Annotated in this window: 17 protein-coding genes; 10 read left to right on the top strand and 7 right to left on the bottom strand. The window is 63.6% G+C overall.

What is annotated here, in order from left to right; all coding sequences use genetic code 11:
* The first annotated feature begins 70 nt into the window (after positions 1 to 70).
* The 5 genes from VOI21_RS03085 (at position 71) to VOI21_RS03065 (ending at position 6,240) form a co-directional block, all read left to right on the top strand.
* Positions 71 to 1,477, top strand: coding sequence for a selenium-binding protein SBP56-related protein (locus VOI21_RS03085; protein ID WP_323767573.1), 1,407 nt, complete (start codon positions 71 to 73; stop codon positions 1,475 to 1,477).
* Between the two features lie 97 nt (positions 1,478 to 1,574).
* Positions 1,575 to 2,228, top strand: coding sequence for a hypothetical protein (locus tag VOI21_RS03080; RefSeq protein ID WP_323767571.1), 654 nt, complete (start codon positions 1,575 to 1,577; stop codon positions 2,226 to 2,228).
* Between the two features lie 82 nt (positions 2,229 to 2,310).
* Positions 2,311 to 3,168 (top strand): SHOCT domain-containing protein, encoded by an 858-nt coding sequence (locus VOI21_RS03075; RefSeq protein ID WP_323767569.1) that lies wholly within the window; start codon positions 2,311 to 2,313, stop codon positions 3,166 to 3,168.
* Positions 3,169 to 3,288: 120 nt separating this feature from the next.
* A complete protein-coding gene (gene xsc, locus VOI21_RS03070; protein WP_323767567.1) occupies positions 3,289 to 5,082 on the top strand; it encodes a sulfoacetaldehyde acetyltransferase in 1,794 nt (597 codons plus the stop codon).
* Between the two features lie 3 nt (positions 5,083 to 5,085).
* Positions 5,086 to 6,240, top strand: coding sequence for an acetate/propionate family kinase (locus tag VOI21_RS03065; RefSeq protein ID WP_323767565.1), 1,155 nt, complete (start codon positions 5,086 to 5,088; stop codon positions 6,238 to 6,240).
* 4 nt (positions 6,241 to 6,244) lie between these two features.
* Here VOI21_RS03065 and VOI21_RS03060 read toward each other — a convergent pair whose 3' ends face one another.
* The gene (locus VOI21_RS03060; protein ID WP_323767564.1) at positions 6,245 to 7,096 is read right to left on the bottom strand and encodes a phosphate acyltransferase; all 852 of its coding nucleotides are present in this window, start codon (positions 7,094 to 7,096) and stop codon (positions 6,245 to 6,247) included.
* Between the two features lie 245 nt (positions 7,097 to 7,341).
* Between VOI21_RS03060 and VOI21_RS03055 the strand changes: the two genes are divergently transcribed.
* From VOI21_RS03055 to VOI21_RS03045, 3 genes are all read left to right on the top strand, one after another.
* Entirely contained in the window at positions 7,342 to 10,155 is a 2,814-nt protein-coding gene (locus VOI21_RS03055; RefSeq protein WP_323767562.1) for a molybdopterin oxidoreductase family protein, read from the top strand.
* Between the two features lie 118 nt (positions 10,156 to 10,273).
* Positions 10,274 to 11,023 (top strand): 4Fe-4S dicluster domain-containing protein, encoded by a 750-nt coding sequence (locus VOI21_RS03050; protein WP_323767560.1) that lies wholly within the window; start codon positions 10,274 to 10,276, stop codon positions 11,021 to 11,023.
* Positions 11,023 to 11,895, top strand: a complete 873-nt coding sequence (locus tag VOI21_RS03045) for a dimethyl sulfoxide reductase anchor subunit family protein (RefSeq protein WP_323767558.1) — start codon at positions 11,023 to 11,025, stop codon at positions 11,893 to 11,895. Before VOI21_RS03050 ends, VOI21_RS03045 begins: the two co-directional genes overlap by 1 nt.
* 5 nt (positions 11,896 to 11,900) lie before the next feature.
* On the opposite strand, the gene VOI21_RS03040 is transcribed toward VOI21_RS03045, so the two are convergent.
* The 3 genes from VOI21_RS03040 to VOI21_RS03030 all read right to left on the bottom strand — a co-directional run bounded on the left by VOI21_RS03040 (position 11,901) and on the right by VOI21_RS03030 (position 13,228).
* The gene (locus VOI21_RS03040; protein WP_323767557.1) at positions 11,901 to 12,515 is read right to left on the bottom strand and encodes a DUF1523 family protein; all 615 of its coding nucleotides are present in this window, start codon (positions 12,513 to 12,515) and stop codon (positions 11,901 to 11,903) included.
* A gap of 14 nt (positions 12,516 to 12,529) precedes the next feature.
* Entirely contained in the window at positions 12,530 to 12,799 is a 270-nt protein-coding gene (locus tag VOI21_RS03035; protein ID WP_323767555.1) for a hypothetical protein, read from the bottom strand.
* 96 nt (positions 12,800 to 12,895) lie between these two features.
* Complete coding sequence (locus VOI21_RS03030; RefSeq protein ID WP_323767553.1) at positions 12,896 to 13,228, bottom strand: hypothetical protein; 333 nt, start codon at positions 13,226 to 13,228, stop codon at positions 12,896 to 12,898.
* Between the two features lie 117 nt (positions 13,229 to 13,345).
* Between VOI21_RS03030 and VOI21_RS03025 the strand changes: the two genes are divergently transcribed.
* Positions 13,346 to 13,897 carry a hypothetical protein gene (locus VOI21_RS03025; protein WP_323767551.1) on the top strand — a complete coding sequence of 184 codons (552 nt, stop codon included), beginning with the start codon at positions 13,346 to 13,348 and terminating at the stop codon, positions 13,895 to 13,897.
* A gap of 79 nt (positions 13,898 to 13,976) precedes the next feature.
* On the opposite strand, the gene VOI21_RS03020 is transcribed toward VOI21_RS03025, so the two are convergent.
* The 3 genes from VOI21_RS03020 to VOI21_RS03010 all read right to left on the bottom strand — a co-directional run bounded on the left by VOI21_RS03020 (position 13,977) and on the right by VOI21_RS03010 (position 17,278).
* Positions 13,977 to 15,179, bottom strand: a complete 1,203-nt coding sequence (locus VOI21_RS03020; protein WP_323767549.1) for an aminopeptidase P family protein — start codon at positions 15,177 to 15,179, stop codon at positions 13,977 to 13,979.
* A gap of 270 nt (positions 15,180 to 15,449) precedes the next feature.
* Positions 15,450 to 15,812 carry a hypothetical protein gene (locus tag VOI21_RS03015; protein WP_323767547.1) on the bottom strand — a complete coding sequence of 121 codons (363 nt, stop codon included), beginning with the start codon at positions 15,810 to 15,812 and terminating at the stop codon, positions 15,450 to 15,452.
* Positions 15,812 to 17,278 carry an NAD-dependent succinate-semialdehyde dehydrogenase gene (locus tag VOI21_RS03010; protein WP_323767545.1) on the bottom strand — a complete coding sequence of 489 codons (1,467 nt, stop codon included), beginning with the start codon at positions 17,276 to 17,278 and terminating at the stop codon, positions 15,812 to 15,814. The genes VOI21_RS03015 and VOI21_RS03010 overlap by 1 nt, the downstream gene beginning before the upstream one ends.
* Before the next feature lie 80 nt (positions 17,279 to 17,358).
* On the opposite strand from VOI21_RS03010, the gene VOI21_RS03005 reads away from it, so the two are divergent.
* Complete coding sequence (locus VOI21_RS03005) at positions 17,359 to 18,144, top strand: alpha/beta hydrolase (protein ID WP_323767543.1); 786 nt, start codon at positions 17,359 to 17,361, stop codon at positions 18,142 to 18,144.
* The last annotated feature ends 95 nt before the right edge of the window (positions 18,145 to 18,239 follow it).

The raw sequence follows: 18,239 nt of genomic DNA, 5'->3' as shown, positions 1-18,239 counted from the left end.
GTTCGCACAAATCTGTTCTGCAAATTCGGCCCTTGGCGGCAGTTCGTTTTTTTCTGGGAGGAGAAACGAGATGAATCAATCTTTCAAACCTGACCCGACATTCCATCCGACAGCAAAGATGGCGATGGAGGCACCGGTCGAAACGCTGGCCTTTACGCTGATGCTGAGTCCCGACTTCTCGCAACCCGACGGGCTGGCGGTCGTCGATGTGGACCCGTCCTCGGACAGCTACGGCCAGATCCTCCATACCGTTATGATGCCCTATAAGGGGGATGAGTTTCACCATTTCGGCTGGAACGCCTGTTCTTCGGCCCTGTCGCCGCTGACCGGTCACGCATTTCTGGAGCGGCGCTATCTGATCATTCCTGGCATCCGGTCCAGCCGCATTTACGTGATCGACGTGAAAGAGCCGCTGAAGGCGAAGATTCACAAGATCATCGAACCCGAAGAGGTCTTTGCCAAGACCGGCTACTCGCGCCCGCACACCATCCACTGTGGCCCCGAAGGCATCTATGTCTCGACGCTGGGGGGCGGTGGCAAGGATGGCACCGACGGCCCACCGGGAATCTTCATCCTCGATTGCGAGACCTTCGAGATCCTGGGCCGCTATGAGATGGATCGCGGCAAGCAGGACAAGCACTATGATTTCTGGTGGAACCTGCCGCGCGATTACATGGTGTCGTCAGAATGGGGCCTGCCGCCGCAGTTCGAAAACGGCATCGTGGCCGAAGACTTGCTAAGCAACAAATACGGCCATTCCATCCACTTCTGGAATCTGCGTGAGCGCAAGAACGTCCAGACCATCGATCTGGGCGAAAACCACCAGATGGCGCTGGAAATCCGCCCTGCCCATGATCCGGCGAAAAAGCACGGCTTTTGCGGTGTGGTGGTGGACACCACCAACCTGCAAGGCGCGATCTTTACATGGTGGCAAAAGGACGATGGCACCTTTGAGGCCAAGAAAACCATCACCATCGACCCGCAACCGGCGGATGCAGACGATCTGCCCGATCTGCTGAAGGGCTTCGGTGCGGTGCCTGCCTTGGTGACGGACATCGACCTGTCGCTGGACGACAAATACCTCTACGTCGCCTGCTGGGGGCAGGGAGAGATGCATCAATACGATGTCTCGGACCCGATGAACCCCAAGCTGGCGGGCAAGGTCGAGATCGGCGGGATTGTTCGCAAGACGCCGCACCCCAGCGGCAAGCCCTTTGGCTATGGCCCGCAGATGGTCGAGATCAGCCGCGACGGCAAACGTGTGTATTGGACCAACTCGCTCTATTCCACATGGGACGACCAGTTCTATCCCGGCGAACGCGGGGCGGCGATGGTCATGGCGCACGTGGGCGAAAACGGCGGGCTGACGCTGGATGAAAATTTCTGCGTCGACTTCCCCGAGGGCTATCGCAGCCACCAGATCCGGCTGGAAGGCGGCGACTGTTCGACCGACAGTTTCTGCTATCCCAACGTTTGAGTAGACAAGGCACGCGCCCCGGGCCTGCCCCGGGGCCTCTTGGCGCACACGAGGCCCCGGGTCGGGCCCGGGGCGGGGTCGCGTTGGGATACAGGGTATGATCCCCTCGAACCTCGCGCTGTGGGGCGCTGTGCTGCTGGCCGGTGTCTATCACGGGGTGAACCCGGGGATGGGCTGGCCATTGGCCGTGTCCGCCGCGCTGATGGAACGCAAGCGCGTGGCGCTTTGGCGGGCGCTGGGCCTGTTGGCGGCGGGACATTTTGTGGCCATGGCCGCGATCCTGCTGCCGTTCACAGCGATGGTGTCGCTGGTGACGTGGGAACGTGAGATTCGCATCGGTGCGGGCCTTCTGGTCATGGCGATGGGCGTCTACCTGCTGATCAATCGGCGGCATCCCCGGATGCTGGCCCGCGTCCCACCGGGGCGGCTGGCGTTGTGGTCGTTTCTGGCGGCGCTGGCGCATGGGGCGGGGTTGATGCTGGTGCCGATCTACCTTGGCCTTTGCGATCTGGACACGATGGACACTGGACATGTCGCCGCGACCGAGCTGATGACCGCGCATGCGGGCACCGCTCTGGGAGTTGCTCTGGCGCATACGGCGGCGATGGCGGTGGCGGGGGGCGTACTGGCGCTGGCGATATATCACTGGGTCGGATTGAAGTTCCTGACCAAAGGCTGGTTCAATCTGGACGTTCTCTGGGCGGTCAGTCTGGTCCTCGTCGGCGGAATTGGGGTCTGGACGGCGCTGTAACCGGGGGCGGGTGGCCCTTTGAGCATGTTCATGCTACGGCGCAGCGAAACCTTTTGATGCCGAGAATCGGCTGGAGCTTAACATGTCCCCCCTCACCGACCACGGCGCAGCCGTGCAATCCCGCCTGAGCCAGAATTATGGCCTCAGCCTTGACGCCGTTCAGTCCATGATGGACGCCGTTTCGCGCGGCGGCGGCTCGCAGGCGCAGTTCAACATTCCCGAACTGGGCGGCATGGGCCAATGGCAGTCCGGCGGCATGACCATGGTCGGCGACATGTTCAACAACGGCCTCAAGAACACGGTCAACAACCTGTGTGGCGAGATCGCAAACGCCTATTTTCAGGGCTCGTTCTACGCGCCGAAACCGCAGCCGCAGGGCAGCTATCAGGGGCAGCAGCAGGGCGGCGCGTCGATGACCTTCTCTGGTGGCAGCTTTGGCTCGTGGTGGCCGTCCGATCTGGGCCAGCCATCGTCGCAAGGCTCGCAGAACAATCTCAGCTACGCCATCTTCCCGCAGTCGCGGCGGCTGGCCGTGAACCTGAACGGTCAGGTCACCGTCTATGACACCGGCGATCACCTGATCGGCGGCGTCGGTCAGCAGCAGTCGGGCGATGCCAGCTGGACCTTCACCAGCCAGTACGGCACCGTCTACCTGAACCAGTTGCCGATTGTTTCGGGGCAAAATTCCGGTGCATCGACGCAAGAGCCGTCGTTCAGCACGCAGCCCGAACCGGTCTTTGCCGAACCCGAGCCTATCCAGCAGCCAGAGCCACAGCGTGAGCCTGCCCCGATGGAGCAGAGCCCGGCCCCCGCCCAACAGGGCGGCAATTCGGACCAGATTTTTGCCGCGCTGGAAAAGCTGGGCAACCTGCGTGACATGGGCATTCTGTCCGAAGATGAGTTTGCCGCGAAGAAGTCGGAACTGCTGTCGCGGCTGTAATCCCACTCTGGCCTTAAGCGGCCTTTTCAACTGGCCCTATCCGGCGGCGTAAGCCGCCGGTAGATTGCCCCAAAACCGCCGGCGCTTTTTGCCGGCGCCTTTGCTTGGGGAACGCGGCCTATGAAAATGACCACCGAAGAAGCCTTTGTGAAGGTGCTGCAGCGCCACGGGATCGAACATGCGTTCGGGATCATCGGCTCTGCCATGATGCCAATCTCCGACCTGTTTCCGCAGGCAGGGATCAAGTTCTGGGATTGCGCCCACGAAGGCAGCGCCGGAATGATGTCAGACGGTTACACCCGCGCCACCGGCAAGATGTCGATGATGATCGCCCAAAACGGGCCGGGCATCACCAATTTTGTCACCGCCGTCAAAACCGCCTACTGGAACCATACGCCGCTGCTGCTGGTCACACCGCAGGCGGCGAACAAGACCATCGGGCAGGGCGGTTTCCAAGAGGTCGAACAGATGAAACTGTTCGAGGACATGGTCGCCTATCAGGAAGAGGTCCGTGACCCTACCCGCGTGGCAGAGGTGCTGACCCGCGTGATCGCGCAGGCCAAGCGCGCCAGCGGACCGGCGCAACTGAACATCCCTCGCGATTTCTGGACCCAAGTGATCGACATCGAGATCCCCGAGCCGATCGACTTTGAACGCTCCTCCGGCGGTGAGAACTCTGTCGCGCAGGCGGCGGCGTTGTTGTCCGAGGCAAAGAACCCGGTGATCCTGAACGGCGCGGGCGTGGTACTGTCAGCGGGCGGAATCGCGGCGTCGATGGCGCTGGCCGAACGACTGGATGCGCCGGTCTGCGTCGGTTACCAGCACAACGACGCCTTCCCCGGCGGACACCCGCTGTTCGCCGGGCCGCTGGGCTACAACGGTTCCAAGGCGGCGATGGACCTGATCAAGGACGCCGATGTGGTGCTGGCGCTGGGCACCCGGCTCAACCCGTTTTCGACCCTGCCGGGATATGGCATGGACTATTGGCCGAACGACGCAAAGGTCATTCAGGTCGACATCAACCCGGACCGCATCGGCCTGACCAAAAAGGTCAGCGTCGGCATCGTGGGGGACGCGGCCAAGGTGGCGCGCGGCATCCTTGGGCAACTGTCCGATACGGCGGGCGATGCGGGCCGCGCCGATCGCAAGGCCAAGATTGCAGAGACAAAGTCGCGCTGGGCGCAGCAACTGACAGAGATGACCCATGAGGACGACGATCCCGGCACCACATGGAACCAGCGCGCTCGCGCCGACAAACCCGACTGGATGAGCCCCCGCATGGCATGGCGCGCCATCCAGAGCGCGCTGCCGCGCGAGGCGATCATCAGCTCGGACATCGGCAACAACTGCGCCATCGGCAACGCCTACCCGTCGTTTGACGAGGGCCGCAAATACCTTGCACCCGGCCTCTTTGGCCCCTGCGGCTATGGTCTTCCCTCTATTGTCGGGGCCAAGATCGGCTGCCCGGACGTGCCGGTGGTGGGCTTTGCCGGAGACGGTGCATTCGGCATTGCGGTCAATGAGTTGACAGCCATCGGGCGCGGGGATTGGCCCGCGATCACGCAGGTGGTGTTCCGCAACTACCAATGGGGCGCGGAAAAGCGGAACTCGACCCTCTGGTTCGACGACAACTTTGTCGGCACCGAACTGGATGAACAGGTCAGCTATGCCGGGATCGCCAAGGCTTGCGGTCTGAAAGGTGTCGTCACGCGCACGATGGACGAACTGACGGAGGCGCTGAACACTGCGATCAAGGAGCAGATGGAGCACGGCACAACCACCCTGATCGAGGCGATGATCAATCAGGAACTGGGAGAGCCGTTCCGCCGCGACGCGATGAAGAAACCGGTCTCTGTCGCAGGCATCAATGCCGCCGATATGGTTCCGCAACAGCCTGCGAAAGCTGCGGAATAATCCATGAGTGACCCGACGTGTGGTGACGTCCTTGTCCTGAACGTCGGGTCGTCATCGATCAAATGCGCGGTCTTTGACAGCGCCCTGCATGAGGTGTTGCGCGGCGGGGTCGAGGGGCTGGGGCCGCAGGCGACACTGCGCCTTGGCGTGCTGCGCAAGGAGGTCGAGGCACGCGACCATCGCGCGGCTCTGGCGGTGCTGCTAGAGGCGCTGGATGCGCAGGGCGTGCTGCTGGGCAACCTGCGCGTGGTGGGGCACCGTGTGGTGCATGGCGGTCCCCGCCTGACACAGCCGGTGCGGATCACGCCGCAGGTCCGGGACGAGATTGCCCTTTGCACGCCGCTGGCCCCCTTGCACAACCCCCACCATCTTGCCGCTATGGACGCGCTGGCCGCCTTGGCCCCCGACCTGCCGCAGGTGGCCTGTTTCGACACCGGATTTCACGCGACCAATCCAGAGGTCGCGCTGCGCTATGCCTTGCCGCCGGAACTGGCCGAGGATGGACTGCGGCGCTATGGGTTTCACGGCCTCAGCTATGCCGGTCTGGTGGAGCGGCTGCAAAGGCTCGACGGTGCGCTACCCGACCGCGTGCTGGCGTTTCACCTTGGCAACGGGGCCTCTGCCTGCGCCATTCGCGGCGGGCAAAGCGTGGCAACGACGATGGGCTATTCGCCCACTGACGGGCTGACCATGGGCACACGGTCCGGCAGTATCGACCCCAGTGTCGTGCTTCGGCTGGCCGAGGAACGTGGGATAGACGGCGCGCGCCACCTGCTGGACCACGGGTCCGGGCTGACGGGCCTTTCGGGCGGCGTGTCCGACATGCGCACGCTAGAGGCCCGTGACGATCCCGCCAGCCGGTTTGCCATCGCCCATTTCATCTACTGGGCGCGCCGCCATGCGGGCAGCCTGATCGCCGCGATGGAAGGGCTGGATGCCGTTGTCTTCACCGGCGGCATTGGCGAAAATTCGGCCACGATCCGCGCCGGTATCCTTGATGGCCTTACATGGGCCGGTGCGCGCTATGACCCGGCCAAGAACGCGCGGCACGCCCCGCGCCTGCACGACGACGGCGCGCAGGTCACGGCTTGGGTTCTGCCCGCCGAAGAGGAACGCGTGATTGCACAGGCCGCGCGCGACCTGGTGGTCATGGCATGACCGATCAGCCCAGCGCCAGCGTCACCGCCGTGGCGGTGACAATGTCGTCCACGGTGGTGCCGCGCGACAGGTCGCAGACCGGGCGACGGAATCCCTGCAGGATCGGCCCCAACGCCTGCGCCCCGGCCAATTCCTGCGTCAGCTTGTACGCGATATTGCCGGAATCGAGGTCCGGAAAGACCAGCACATTGGCATCCCCCGCGCCCAACCCCTTTTTCGCGGCAATCACCGGGTTCAACGCCGCGTCCGCCTGCACGGGGCCGGGAAATCCGGTGATCTCTGCCGCGCGGCGCACCCGGTCGACGCTGTCCCCCGCGCCGCTGGTCCCGGTGGAAAACGACAGCAGCGCCACCTGCGCCCTGCCCAACAGCGCCTTAGCCGTGGCCTCTGAGGCCAGCGCAATCGCGGCCAGCCCGTCAGCATCCGGGGCGACGTTCACCGCGCAATCGGCAAAGATCAATTCGCGCCCATCCGGCAGGATCATCAAGAAAAACGACGACGGCAGCGAAACCCCCTCCGCCAGACCGATCCCGATGGCGGCTGCTTCGATCACCCGCCGCGTGGGCGCGTCGGCCCCCGCCACCATGGCCTCTGCCTCCCCCGCCGCGACCATGGCGGCGGCGCGGTACAGCGGCCGCTCCAGCATCCGCCGCGCCACGGGTTCCTTGAGGCCGCGCCCCTCGACCAGCGCGGCAACCATCGCCTCTGTCGAGTCGATCAACCCGACCGGGTCGGCCAGTCCTTCGGCCTTCAGGCGTGCGCAGGCCTCTGCCACGCGCGCCTCAGCCATCTCGGGAAAAACCACGCGGGCGCGCCGCGCCTTTGCCTGTTCATATACGCGGTCCAAAACACCCATGTGCGGCCCTCTCCCTCTCCCCGTTCCGGTGACAGTGCCGGACCAATGGGGCAATGATCAAGCAGAAGGGGCCGGCATACCAACCGCCCGGATTTTCGCCGCTATTTGGGAAATTGACTTTGGTTTTTTGCAGAAACCGAAACGGATCGGGCGATACTTGCAGATCGGCGGAATTGATATACGAATGATGTATGATCCGGTGCGCGACAGTCCGGAGCCCGATGGGAGGGGACATGAGAGCGGACATGACGCAGCCTAAGGTTGACACATCCCCCAAGGTTTCGGACGAGATCCGCAAGACCACCTGCTACATGTGCGCCTGCCGCTGCGGCATCAACGTGCACATGAAAGGCGGCAAGGTCGCCTATATCGAGGGCAACCGCGATCACCCGATCAACAAGGGCGTTCTCTGCGCCAAGGGCAGCGCGGGCATCATGCAGCACAACGCGCCCTCACGCCTGCGCGCCCCGCTGAAACGCACCGGCCCGCGCGGGTCCGGCCAGTTTGAGGAAATCAGCTGGGATGAGGCGCTGGAAACCGCCGTCTCATGGCTGAAACCGCTGCGCGAGACCGCCCCGGAAAAGCTGGCCTTTTTCACCGGGCGCGACCAATCGCAAAGCTTCACCGGCTGGTGGGCGCAAAACTACGGCACGCCGAACTTTGCCGCGCATGGCGGGTTCTGCTCGGTCAATATGGCCACGGCGGGCATCTACACCATGGGCGGCGCGTTCTGGGAATTCGGATCGCCGGATTGGGAACACGCCAAGCTGTTCCTGCTGTTCGGCGTGGCCGAGGATCACGACAGCAACCCGATCAAGATGGGTATCGGCAGACTCAAGGCGCGCGGGGCCAAGATCGTCGGCGTGAATCCGATCCGCTCGGGCTATAATGCGGTCGCCGACGACTGGATCGGGATCACGCCCGGCACAGACGGGCTGTTGATCCTGTCGCTGATCCACTGCTTGCTGAAAGCGGGTAAGATCGACCTCGACTACCTCGCGCAGTTCACCAACGCGCCGGTGCTGCTGAACAGCGATCCCAAATCGCCCGACTTCGGCCTGTTCCTGCGCGATGAGGACGGCAAGCCGCAGGTGATCGACCGCCCGACCGGCAAGCTGACCGCATGGGACACCCCCGGCGTGCGTCCTGACCTGACCGGCCACATCCGCCGTGCCGGAGTCACGCATACCTCTGTGATGCACCTGATCGCCGACCGCTATCTGTCAGACGACTACGCGCCAGAGGCGGTGGCAGACCGCTGCGGCCTGACGCCCGACCGTATTCGCGCGCTGGCGGCCGAACTGGCCCGCGTCGCCTTTGACGAGGCGATTACCCTCGACCAGCCGTGGACCGACTTCCGCGGTGAACGGCATGAGACAATGATCGGACGCCCGGTGGCGATCCACGCCATGCGCGGCATCTCTGCCCATGCCAACGGGTTCCAGACGGCGCGCGCGCTGCATGTGCTGCAAATCCTGCTGGGCGCGGTCGAAACGCCGGGCGGGATGCGCTTTAAACCGCCCTACCCAAAACCGTCCGAGGCGCACCCCCGCCCGCACGCCAAGGCAACGCCCGGAAAGCCCCTGAACGGTCCACACCTTGGCTATCCACTCGGACCACAGGATCTGGCGCTGGACGCCGATGGCAACCCGTTACGCATCGACAAGGCGTTCACTTGGGAAAACCCCATGTCCGCGCATGGGCTGATGCATATGGTCATCTCCAACGCCCACGCGGGCGACCCCTACAAGATCGACACGCTGTTCCTGTATATGGCGAATATGGCGTGGAATTCCTCGATGAATTCCAGCGGCGTGATGGAGATGCTGACCGACACGGATGAGAACGGCGATTACGTCATCCCGAACATTATCTACTCGGATGCCTATTCGTCGGAAATGGTCGCTTACGCCGACCTGATCCTGCCCGACACCACCTACCTTGAACGGCACGACTGTATCTCGCTGCTGGATCGCCCGATCTCGGAACCCGACGCCGCCGCCGATGCAATCCGCTGGCCGGTGGTGGAACCGGACCGCAACGTGCGCGGCTTTCAATCGGTCCTCTTGGACCTCGGCGCGCGACTTGGCCTGCCCGGCATGGTCGACGACACCGGCGCGCCGAAATACGCCGACTACGCCGACTACATCATAAACCACGAACGCAAACCGGGCATCGGCCCGCTTGCGGGCTGGCGAATGTCGGACAGCGGCCTGACCCACGGGCGCGGCGCGCCCAACGCGGCGCAGATCGACAGCTACATCGCAAACGGCGGTTTCAACGCGATCCATATCCCCGAAGAGGCGCAGTATTACAAACCGTGGAACAGCGCCTATCAGGACTGGGCTGTGAAAACCGGCCTTTTCGATGCAGCAACCCCCTACATCTTCCAGATCTACGTCGAACCCCTGCGCCGCTTCCAACGCGCCGGAGAGGGCAAGGGCGACATCCTGCCCCCTGAACACCTGCGCGCGCAGATCGCCCATAAACTCGATCCGCTGCCAATCTGGTATGCGCCAGATACCGACGACCCCGACAGCTACCCGGTCCACGCGCTCACCCAACGCCCGATGGCCATGTACCACAGCTGGGGCAGCCAGAACGCGTGGCTGCGGCAACTGCACGGTTGCAACCCGATGTACCTGCCCACTCGGCTGATGCGTGACCATGACCTAAAGGATGGCGATTGGGCACGCATCTCCTCGCCGCACGGCGACATCACCGTGCCTGTGGCGGAAATGGCCGCGCTCAACCCGGATACGATCTGGACATGGAATGCTATCGGCAAACGCAAAGGCGCATGGGCGCTGAAACCAGACTCGCCTGAGGCGACCAAAGGCTTCCTTCTCAACCACATCATCCACGAACTTCTGCCACCCAAAGGCGATGGCCTGAGGTGGTCCAACTCTGACCCGGTCACCGGGCAGGCCGCGTGGTTCGACCTGCGCGTTCGCATCGAAAAAACCGCCCCTCCGACAGAGGCACAACCCGCCTTCGACGCACTCACTTCGCCCGTTGGCCAAGGCGCGGATCAACTGGCATGGAAGACACCGTCCTGATGTTTCTTCTGTCCCAAAATATCCCGGGGGAGTCGACCGCAGGAAGACGGGGGCAGCGCCCCCTCATACTAAAACCTGTGCCGCGTCAGCGGCTCCGCTGGATCACCGGGGGCAAGCAATGACCAACCTTCCCGAAACCACCGACCGCAAACTCGGCCTCGTGATCGATCTGGATACCTGTGTCGGCTGCCATGCCTGCGTGATCTCCTGCAAGGGCTGGAACACCGAAAACTACGGCGCGCCCCTGTCGGATCAGCAGCCCTATGGCGCGGACCCCTCGGGCACCTTCCTCAACCGCGTCCACAGCTATGAGGTGCAGCCCGAAGACGCTCCCGCCCAGTTGATCCACTTCCCCAAATCCTGCCTGCATTGTGAGGACGCGCCTTGTGTCACCGTCTGTCCGACGGGTGCCAGCTACAAACGCACCGAGGACGGCATCGTTTTGGTGAATGAGAGTGACTGCATCGGCTGCGGGCTCTGTGCATGGGCCTGCCCATACGGCGCGCGGGAACTGGATCTGGCCGCAGGCGTCATGAAAAAATGCACCCTCTGTGTCGACCGCATCTACAATGAAAACCTGCCAGAGGAGGACCGCACCCCGGCCTGCGTGCGCACCTGCCCGGCAGGCGCGCGGCATTTCGGCGATCTGGGCGATCCCGACAGCGCCGTGAGCCAATTGGTTGCCGAACGGGGCGGCATGGACCTGATGCCCGAACAAGGCACCAAACCCGTCAACAAATACCTGCCACCGCGCCCCAAGGACACCTGGCAAGGAGAGGTCGACGTGCTGGCCCCCTTCCTTGCGCCAGTGGCCGAAGAGCCAAAGGGCTTTCTCGCGTGGATCGACAAGACGCTGGAGAAACTCTGATGCATCCGGCACCCTCCATCATTGCCTTCACCACCTTGTCCGGCCTCGGCCTTGGCCTGCTGTTCTGGCTGGGGATCGACCTGACAGCGCCCACCGGCTGGGTCGCCTTTGCCTTTTTTCTGATCGGCTACCTGTTGGCGGTGGGCGGGCTGATGGCCTCGGCCCTGCACCTTGGCCGCCCCGAACGTGCGCTCAAGGCGTTTACCCAGTGGCGGTCAAGCTGGCTCTCGCGTGAGGCATGGATGGCGGTCGCGGCGCTGACCGTCATGGGGGTCTACGCCGCGCTGCTGGTGTTCTTCGGCCTTCAGATCACTGCTCTGGGTTGGCTGGGCGCGGCGCTCTGTCTGGCCACCGTGTTCACCACCTCGATGATCTATACCCAGCTCAAAACCGTGCCGCGCTGGCACCATTGGTCGACGCCGGTGCTGTTCCAGCTTTACGCGCTGGGTGGCGGCGCGCTGCTGTCGGGCCGTGTCACCACCGGCCTTGTTCTGATCGGTCTGGCGGCGCTGGCGCAGGCGGGCTGGTGGCTGGCGGGGGATCAACGGCTGGCGGCCTCCGGCACAACGATCGAGAGCGCCACGGGCCTCGGCCACATCGGCAAGGTCCGCGCCTTTGAACCGCCGCACACCGGCTCTAACTACCTGCTGCGCGAGATGGTCTTTGTCGTCGGGCGCAAGCATGGGCAAAAACTGCGCCTGATTGCGCTGGTCCTGATGGCGGTCTTGCCTGCAATCCTGTTGCTGCTGCCCTTCGGGCATCTGCTGGCCGTGGTCGCGGTGCTGTCCCACGTGGCGGGCGTTCTGGTGTCGCGCTGGCTGTTCTTTGCACAGGCGGAACATGTGGTCGGGCTGTATTACGGCAAACGCTGACCGCGCTATTTCGACCGGCTGAACAGCCCCCTGATGCGGTCGCCGCCCTCATCCAGCTTGTCTCCTGCCGATTCCAGCACCGGGTCCACCCGGTTGGACCAGAACCGCCGCCAGCGTACCCGCAGCGCCCAGAACAGCGCCACAAGCGCGCCCAGAAGAATGATGTTCAGCCACGGGATGATCGTCACGTCCGGCCCGTCCACCGCGCGGATCGACACCGCGTTGGGGTAGATCGAGATAAATTCGTTGCGCCAGCCATAGTGCCGGATGACCGCCCATTTCGGATTGTCCGAGGTCGACCGCAGGTCCGCCGCCTCTGCCTGCAGGTTCGAGGTGTCGAACTTGAAATAGGGCGGCCAGCCCCATCCGGTGTCCTCGTTCCGATAGACCATGATCGAATCGTTGGCGCGCCGGGTCTGGATAAAGAACACGTCGCGCGGGGCCAGAGGATCGTCGCCGGTATCGGCCTGTGTCCAGAACCAGCGGTTCTCACCCGGATTCACGCGGGTTTCATAGGTATCGGTGATCCGCACCACGTCATGTTGCGGCAGCGTGTAGTGCAAAAACCCCGCCACAAGCGTCCAGAACAGAACGATCAGGGTCCATTTCACGTATTTCATGCGTGCGGCGCCTCTTAGTTGAAGTTGGTCAGATACACGATGAGGGTCACAAGGCAAAGAGGCACGATGTAGACCAGCAGCACAAGCATCCGATGCCGCCGCTTGTCGTGGTCTTCCAGACCGTCGCGCACGTAATCGTCCTGACTTCGGGTCTCGGACGGGTCGGCGGCCCAGTCGATTTCCAGCAGATCGCGCCGCCGCGACCTCAGGTAGAACCACAGTGATCCATAGACCACCGTAAGCACGACCGCCGCCATGATCAGGAACCGCGCCAGTGCGAACATGCCCCACCTCCTGTTATTGACGTGATACGGGTGGCGGCAAAAATCAACGGGGAATGCGGCGAAAGCCGTACAGCACGGCAGACTGGCGCAGACGGGTCACCAGACGGCGGTCTTCCAGCGGCGCGGCGCGGTGGTGACCACCAGCAACAGGATCGGTGCCCAGATCAACGCGGCACGGCCCCCCAGCCGCAGGAAATGCCCCGCAGAGGCGGTGGGCGCATCCCCCAGCAGCGTCAGAATCCGCGCGTCCTCTTGAACATACAGCAGGGCAAACCCGGCCGAGGCCAGCCCCCAGCACAGCAGCGCCGAGACCAGCGCCATCGCGGCAAGGCCAACCAGGGATTCCGGCACCAAAACCTCGACCCCGCGGGCGACAAGGACGGCCAGCAGCATCAGGCCCAAGGCGGGCAAAAGGAGATCTGCGATCATATTCTGAAGCATGGGGGCTGAATGCCGCCAATTCAACGGCAAGGCGATACCCGACCTTGCCTGAGTGCTGGCGTGTCTGACAGGATGGCCGGAGACATTCCAAGTAAGGAGATTTCCATGACCCGTGTTTTTGCCGTTCTGATGCTGTCCACGTTGGCCCTGCCAGCGCAGGCCGACGATGTGTCCGACCTGATGGAATCCGCGCTCAAGGCCTATCAGGATGGCGACATCCAATACGCCCTTGATGAGCTGGACATGGCGCGCCGCGCGCTGCTGGACATGAAGATCGCCAGCCTTGGCAGTTTTCTGCCCGAGGCCCCCGAGGGCTGGACCCGCGAGGTCAACACCGAGATGAGCACCGGGCTGGCGATGATGGGTGGCGGTGTCGGCGCAGAGGCCACCTATACCGACGCGGGCGGCGCGCGAGTCAAGATCACGCTGATGGCGGACAATCCGATGGTGATGAGCATGTCGGGCATGATCGCCAATGCCGCCGTCATGGGTATGAAGACAGAGCGCATCCAGCGTCAGAAATTCGCCATTCAGGACAAGCAGATGATGGCCTTGGTGGCGAACCGTATCCTAGTGCAGACCGACGGCGACCCGGACCAGACACGGCCCCTGCTGGAGGCGATGGACTTCGCCGACATGGCGAATTTCGGTCTGTAACTTTGGGCTTTCGTCGGCGCGGCCGGTGGCGGTGGGTTGAAAACCCACCCTACACCCGCCCGCGCCGACGGTGGCGGACCTAGCCGACCACGTTGAAATCCGGTCCGTAGGGGTAGCCGGTGATGTTTTCGTTGCCGTCTTCGGTGATGATCAGGATGTCGTGTTCGCGGTAGCCGCCCGCGCCGGGCGCACCCTCTGGGATTGTCAGCATCGGCTCCATGCTGATCACCATGCCCGGTTCCAGAACCGTGTCGATATCCTCGCGCAGCTCCAGACCCGCCTCGCGCCCATAGTAATGCGACAGGATGCCAAAGCTGTGGCCGTAGCCAAAGGTGCGGTATTGCAGCAGGTCACGTTCCGCGAAGAATGTGTTGATCTGCTCTGTCACCTCGGCACAGGACACGCCCGGTTTCAGCAGGCTCATGCCGTATTCATGAGCGGCCACATTGGCCTCCCATATCGCACGGCTGGCACCATCGACCTCTTGCACAAACAGCGTGCGTTCCAGCGCGGTGTAATAGCCAGAGATCATCGGGAAGGTGTTGAGGCTGAGGATATCTCCGCGCTGCAATTGGCGGGACGTGACCGGATTGTGCGCGCCATCAGTGTTGATACCGGACTGGAACCAGACCCATGTGTCGCGGTATTCGGCCTCGGGAAAGCGTGTGGCGATTTCCAGTTCCATCGCGTCACGGCCCGCCATGGCCACGTCGATTTCCCGCACGCCGGGTTTGATCGCCTCGCGGATCGCGTACCCCCCCACATCGGCCACCTGCGCGCCGTGGCGGATCAGGTCGATCTCGGCGGCGGATTTGTGCATCCGCTGGCGCATGGTGGCGGGGGCCACGTCGATTGCGCGGGTGGGGCGCAAGAAGTCATCCATCAGCGCCTTTTGCGCCAACGTCATGTGATCGGCCTCATATCCCAGCGCCTTGTCCGGGCCGGTGACAGAGGCAATCGCCCGCCAGTAATTGTTCCGCTCCCAGTCGGTGTAGGTGATGTTATCCCCGTGCCCGCGCCGCCACGGCTGCGCCGCGTCGATGCCAGCGCTGATGGTCACGCTGTCGGTGGGCGTCACGACAAGGGCGTAGGGACGGCCAAAGGCGCAATAGAGAAAGCCCGAGAAATAGGCGATGTTGTGCATCGAGGTCAGCACAACCGCATCCAGCCCCGATTGTGCCAAAGTCTGGCGCAGGCCCGTCAGCCGGGCGTCATACTCTTGCGGCGTGAAGGGGAGAACACGCTGCCCCTGATGAAAGCGGTGGAATTGCGGACGGTGCATGATGATCCTCCTGAGGCGCGGCAAATCTTTCCTCGCCGCGCTGGCAAAGTTAGATCCCGGCGTTCAGGACGGAATAGGGGCGCACAAGTGGCGACGCCATCGCCGGCCCCCGCGCAGAATGTCGGGATGCGGGCAGGCGCGCAAGTCTGTCAGCGGCGCGCGGGCGTCGTTTTCAGGAGCGAGGGGCCAGCCCCTCGCGCTCCCCGGGATATTTTCAGACAGAAGAAATTGATGAAAAAGAAAAGATCTGTCGGTTGCCGGGGGGCGGGTCTAGCTGCCCGCTGTCCTGAGCCAGATCTTGTAGTGCAGAACCGCCCCGTCCCGGCGCGCCCAGCCCAATTTCCGTTGCAAGAGCGCATAGGCCCGTTGCGGATCGCGGTGGTCGTCCCAGTTTTGACCCTCGGGGTCGTCGCCCAGGATTTCCCAGGACACGTCACGGGGCGGTTCCCGAAAGCGGGGGGCGATGGCCTCCATCATATGGACGCCCTCGCCGAATTTCAGCGCGTAGCGGGCCAGCGCATCGGCCTGCGCCGCCTTGAGCCAGGGCGATCCTTCGCCTTGGCGGGCGTCCTCGCGCCATGCCGCAAGATCGCGTTGCGACGGGCCGGTATCGGGCGCGAGGAGGCCGTTCATCACACGCTCATGCAGATGTATTTCATCTCAAGGTAGTCCTCTATGCCGTGGTGGCTGCCTTCGCGGCCAAGGCCGGATTGCTTGACGCCACCAAAGGGCGCGACCTCGGTCGAGATGATGCCGGTGTTCACCCCGACGATGCCGTATTCCAGCGCCTCGGCCACTTTGTAGACGCGGCTGAGGTCGCGGGCGTAGAAATAGGAGGCAAGGCCAAAGATGGTGTCATTGGCCATCCCGATCACTTCGTCCTCATCCTTGAACCGGAACAGCGGTGCCATCGGGCCAAAGGTTTCTTCCTGTGCGACCTTCATGTCCTGCGTGACGCCGGTCAGAATGGCGGGCGTGATGAAGGTGCCCTCCTGAACCTCGCCGCCGCACAGCAGGGTGCCGCCATGTGTGGTCACATCGGCGATATGCTCGCGCACCTTGTCGACAGCGCCCTGATTGATCAGCGGCCCCAGATCGGTGCCCGCCTCCAGCCCGTCGCCAACCTTAAGCTTGCCCACCGCCGCCGCCAGTTTCTCGGCGAAGGCGTCATAGACGCCGTCCTGCACGTAGATCCGGTTGGCGCAGACGCAGGTCTGGCCGTTGTTGCGGAACTTGCACAGGATCGCACCTTCGACGGCGGCATCCAGATCGGCGTCGTCAAACACGATGAAGGGCGCGTTGCCGCCCAGTTCCATCGAGCATTTCATCACCTGATCGGCGGCTTGCTTCAGCAGGATGCGCCCGACCTCGGTCGAGCCGGTGAAGGTCAGTTTGCGGACCTTGGGGTTCTCGCAGAATTCCTTGCCCACATCAGACGAGCGAGACGAGGTTACGATGTTGAACACCCCTGCCGGGATGCCCGCACGGTCTGCCAGTACGGCCAGCGCGGTGGCCGACAGCGGGGTTTCAGCGGCCGGGCGACCGACAAAGGCACAGCCTGCCGCCAGCGCCGGGGCGGCCTTGCGGGTGATCATCGCGGTCGGAAAATTCCACGGCGTGATGCTGGCGGCCACGCCGATGGGCTGTTTCAACACGGTGATGCGTTTGTCGCGCTGGTGGCCGGGGATTGTCTCACCGTAGATGCGCTTGGCCTCTTCGCCGAAGAATTCGACAAAGCTGGCGCCATAGGCGATCTCACCCTTGGCCTCGGCCAGCGGTTTGCCCTGTTCGGCGGTCATGATGGTGCCAAGGTCGTCCTGGTTTTCCATCATCAGGTCGAACCATTTGCGCAGGACAGCGGCGCGTTCCTTGCCGGTCCACTTGGCCCAGTCCTTTTGTGCAGCATAGGCAGCGTCCACGGCGCGCGCCACGTCCTCGCGGCTGAGGTCCGCGACCTCGGCGATCACGTCGCCGCGCGCCGGGTTGGTGACGTCAAAAGTGGCATCGCCGTTCATCCATGTGCCGTTGACGTAGGCACGTGGCTCCAGCAGGCTGGGGTCCTTCAGAAGGCTCTTGAGATTGGTCGCATCGTCGCGCATTCGATTAATCCTCCGTGCAGGTCTTGCCCAAGGCAAAACACCCGTTGCAGAGGAAGTATAGGGCCAAAATGGAGAAAGTGATGGACCTGACAGACGCCTACGCCAATGCGGCCCATATCCCGGGTAGTGACGCCTATCCCCCGCGCTGGGCCGCCGCCGCCGAGACCTATCGCAAGCGGCTGTCGGTCGCGGGACGGGCGCGTCTTGGGCTGATGTACGGTCATGGAACGCGCTGCGCGCTGGATTTGTTCCTTCCGGATGCGACTCCGAAGGGGGTCGTGGTCTTTGTGCATGGTGGGTACTGGCTGCGCTTTGACCGGTCCAGCTGGTCCCATCTGGCCGAAGGCGCGCGGGCGCAGGGCTGGGCGGTGGCGATGCCGTCTTATGACCTCTGCCCGAGGGTGCGCATTTCCGACATCACCCGGCAGGTCGCCAGTGCCGTGACCGTGGCGGCGTCTGAGATACCGGGGCCGGTGCGGCTGACCGGGCATTCGGCGGGCGGGCATCTGGTGGCGCGCATGGCATCGGCGCTGGAGCCGGATGTGGCCGCGCGTCTGGCCCATATCCTGCCGATCTCGCCGCTGTCGGACCTGCGGCCCCTGATGCAAACCGCGATGAACGCGGACCTGCGCATCGACGCCGCAGAGGCCCGGGCCGAAAGCCCGATCTTCTCGCCGCCGCCTGCCTGTCCGGTGACGGTCTGGGTCGGGGCCGACGAACGCCCCGCCTTGCTGGATCAGGCGCGTAAACTGTCCAAGGTCTGGGAGAGCGGGCTGGTGATGGAGGCAGACAAACATCATTTCGATGTGATCGACGCGCTGGCAGACCCCAACAGTAAGATGGTGGCGCGGCTGTTGTCCGACTGAGCCGCCTGTGGCGCGGTAGGATTGAGTATTTGGACCAAGAAGAAGCGCAAAGACAGGCGCAGATTTCGGCGGCGCGGTGAATACGCGAAAAAACT

The sequence above is a fragment of the Antarctobacter sp. genome (assembly GCF_034670325.1).
In the GTDB taxonomy this organism is placed as follows: Bacteria; Pseudomonadota; Alphaproteobacteria; order Rhodobacterales; family Rhodobacteraceae; genus Antarctobacter.
The sequence above is the reverse complement of the archived record's forward strand: the minus strand, read 5'-3'. Positions and strand labels throughout refer to the sequence as shown.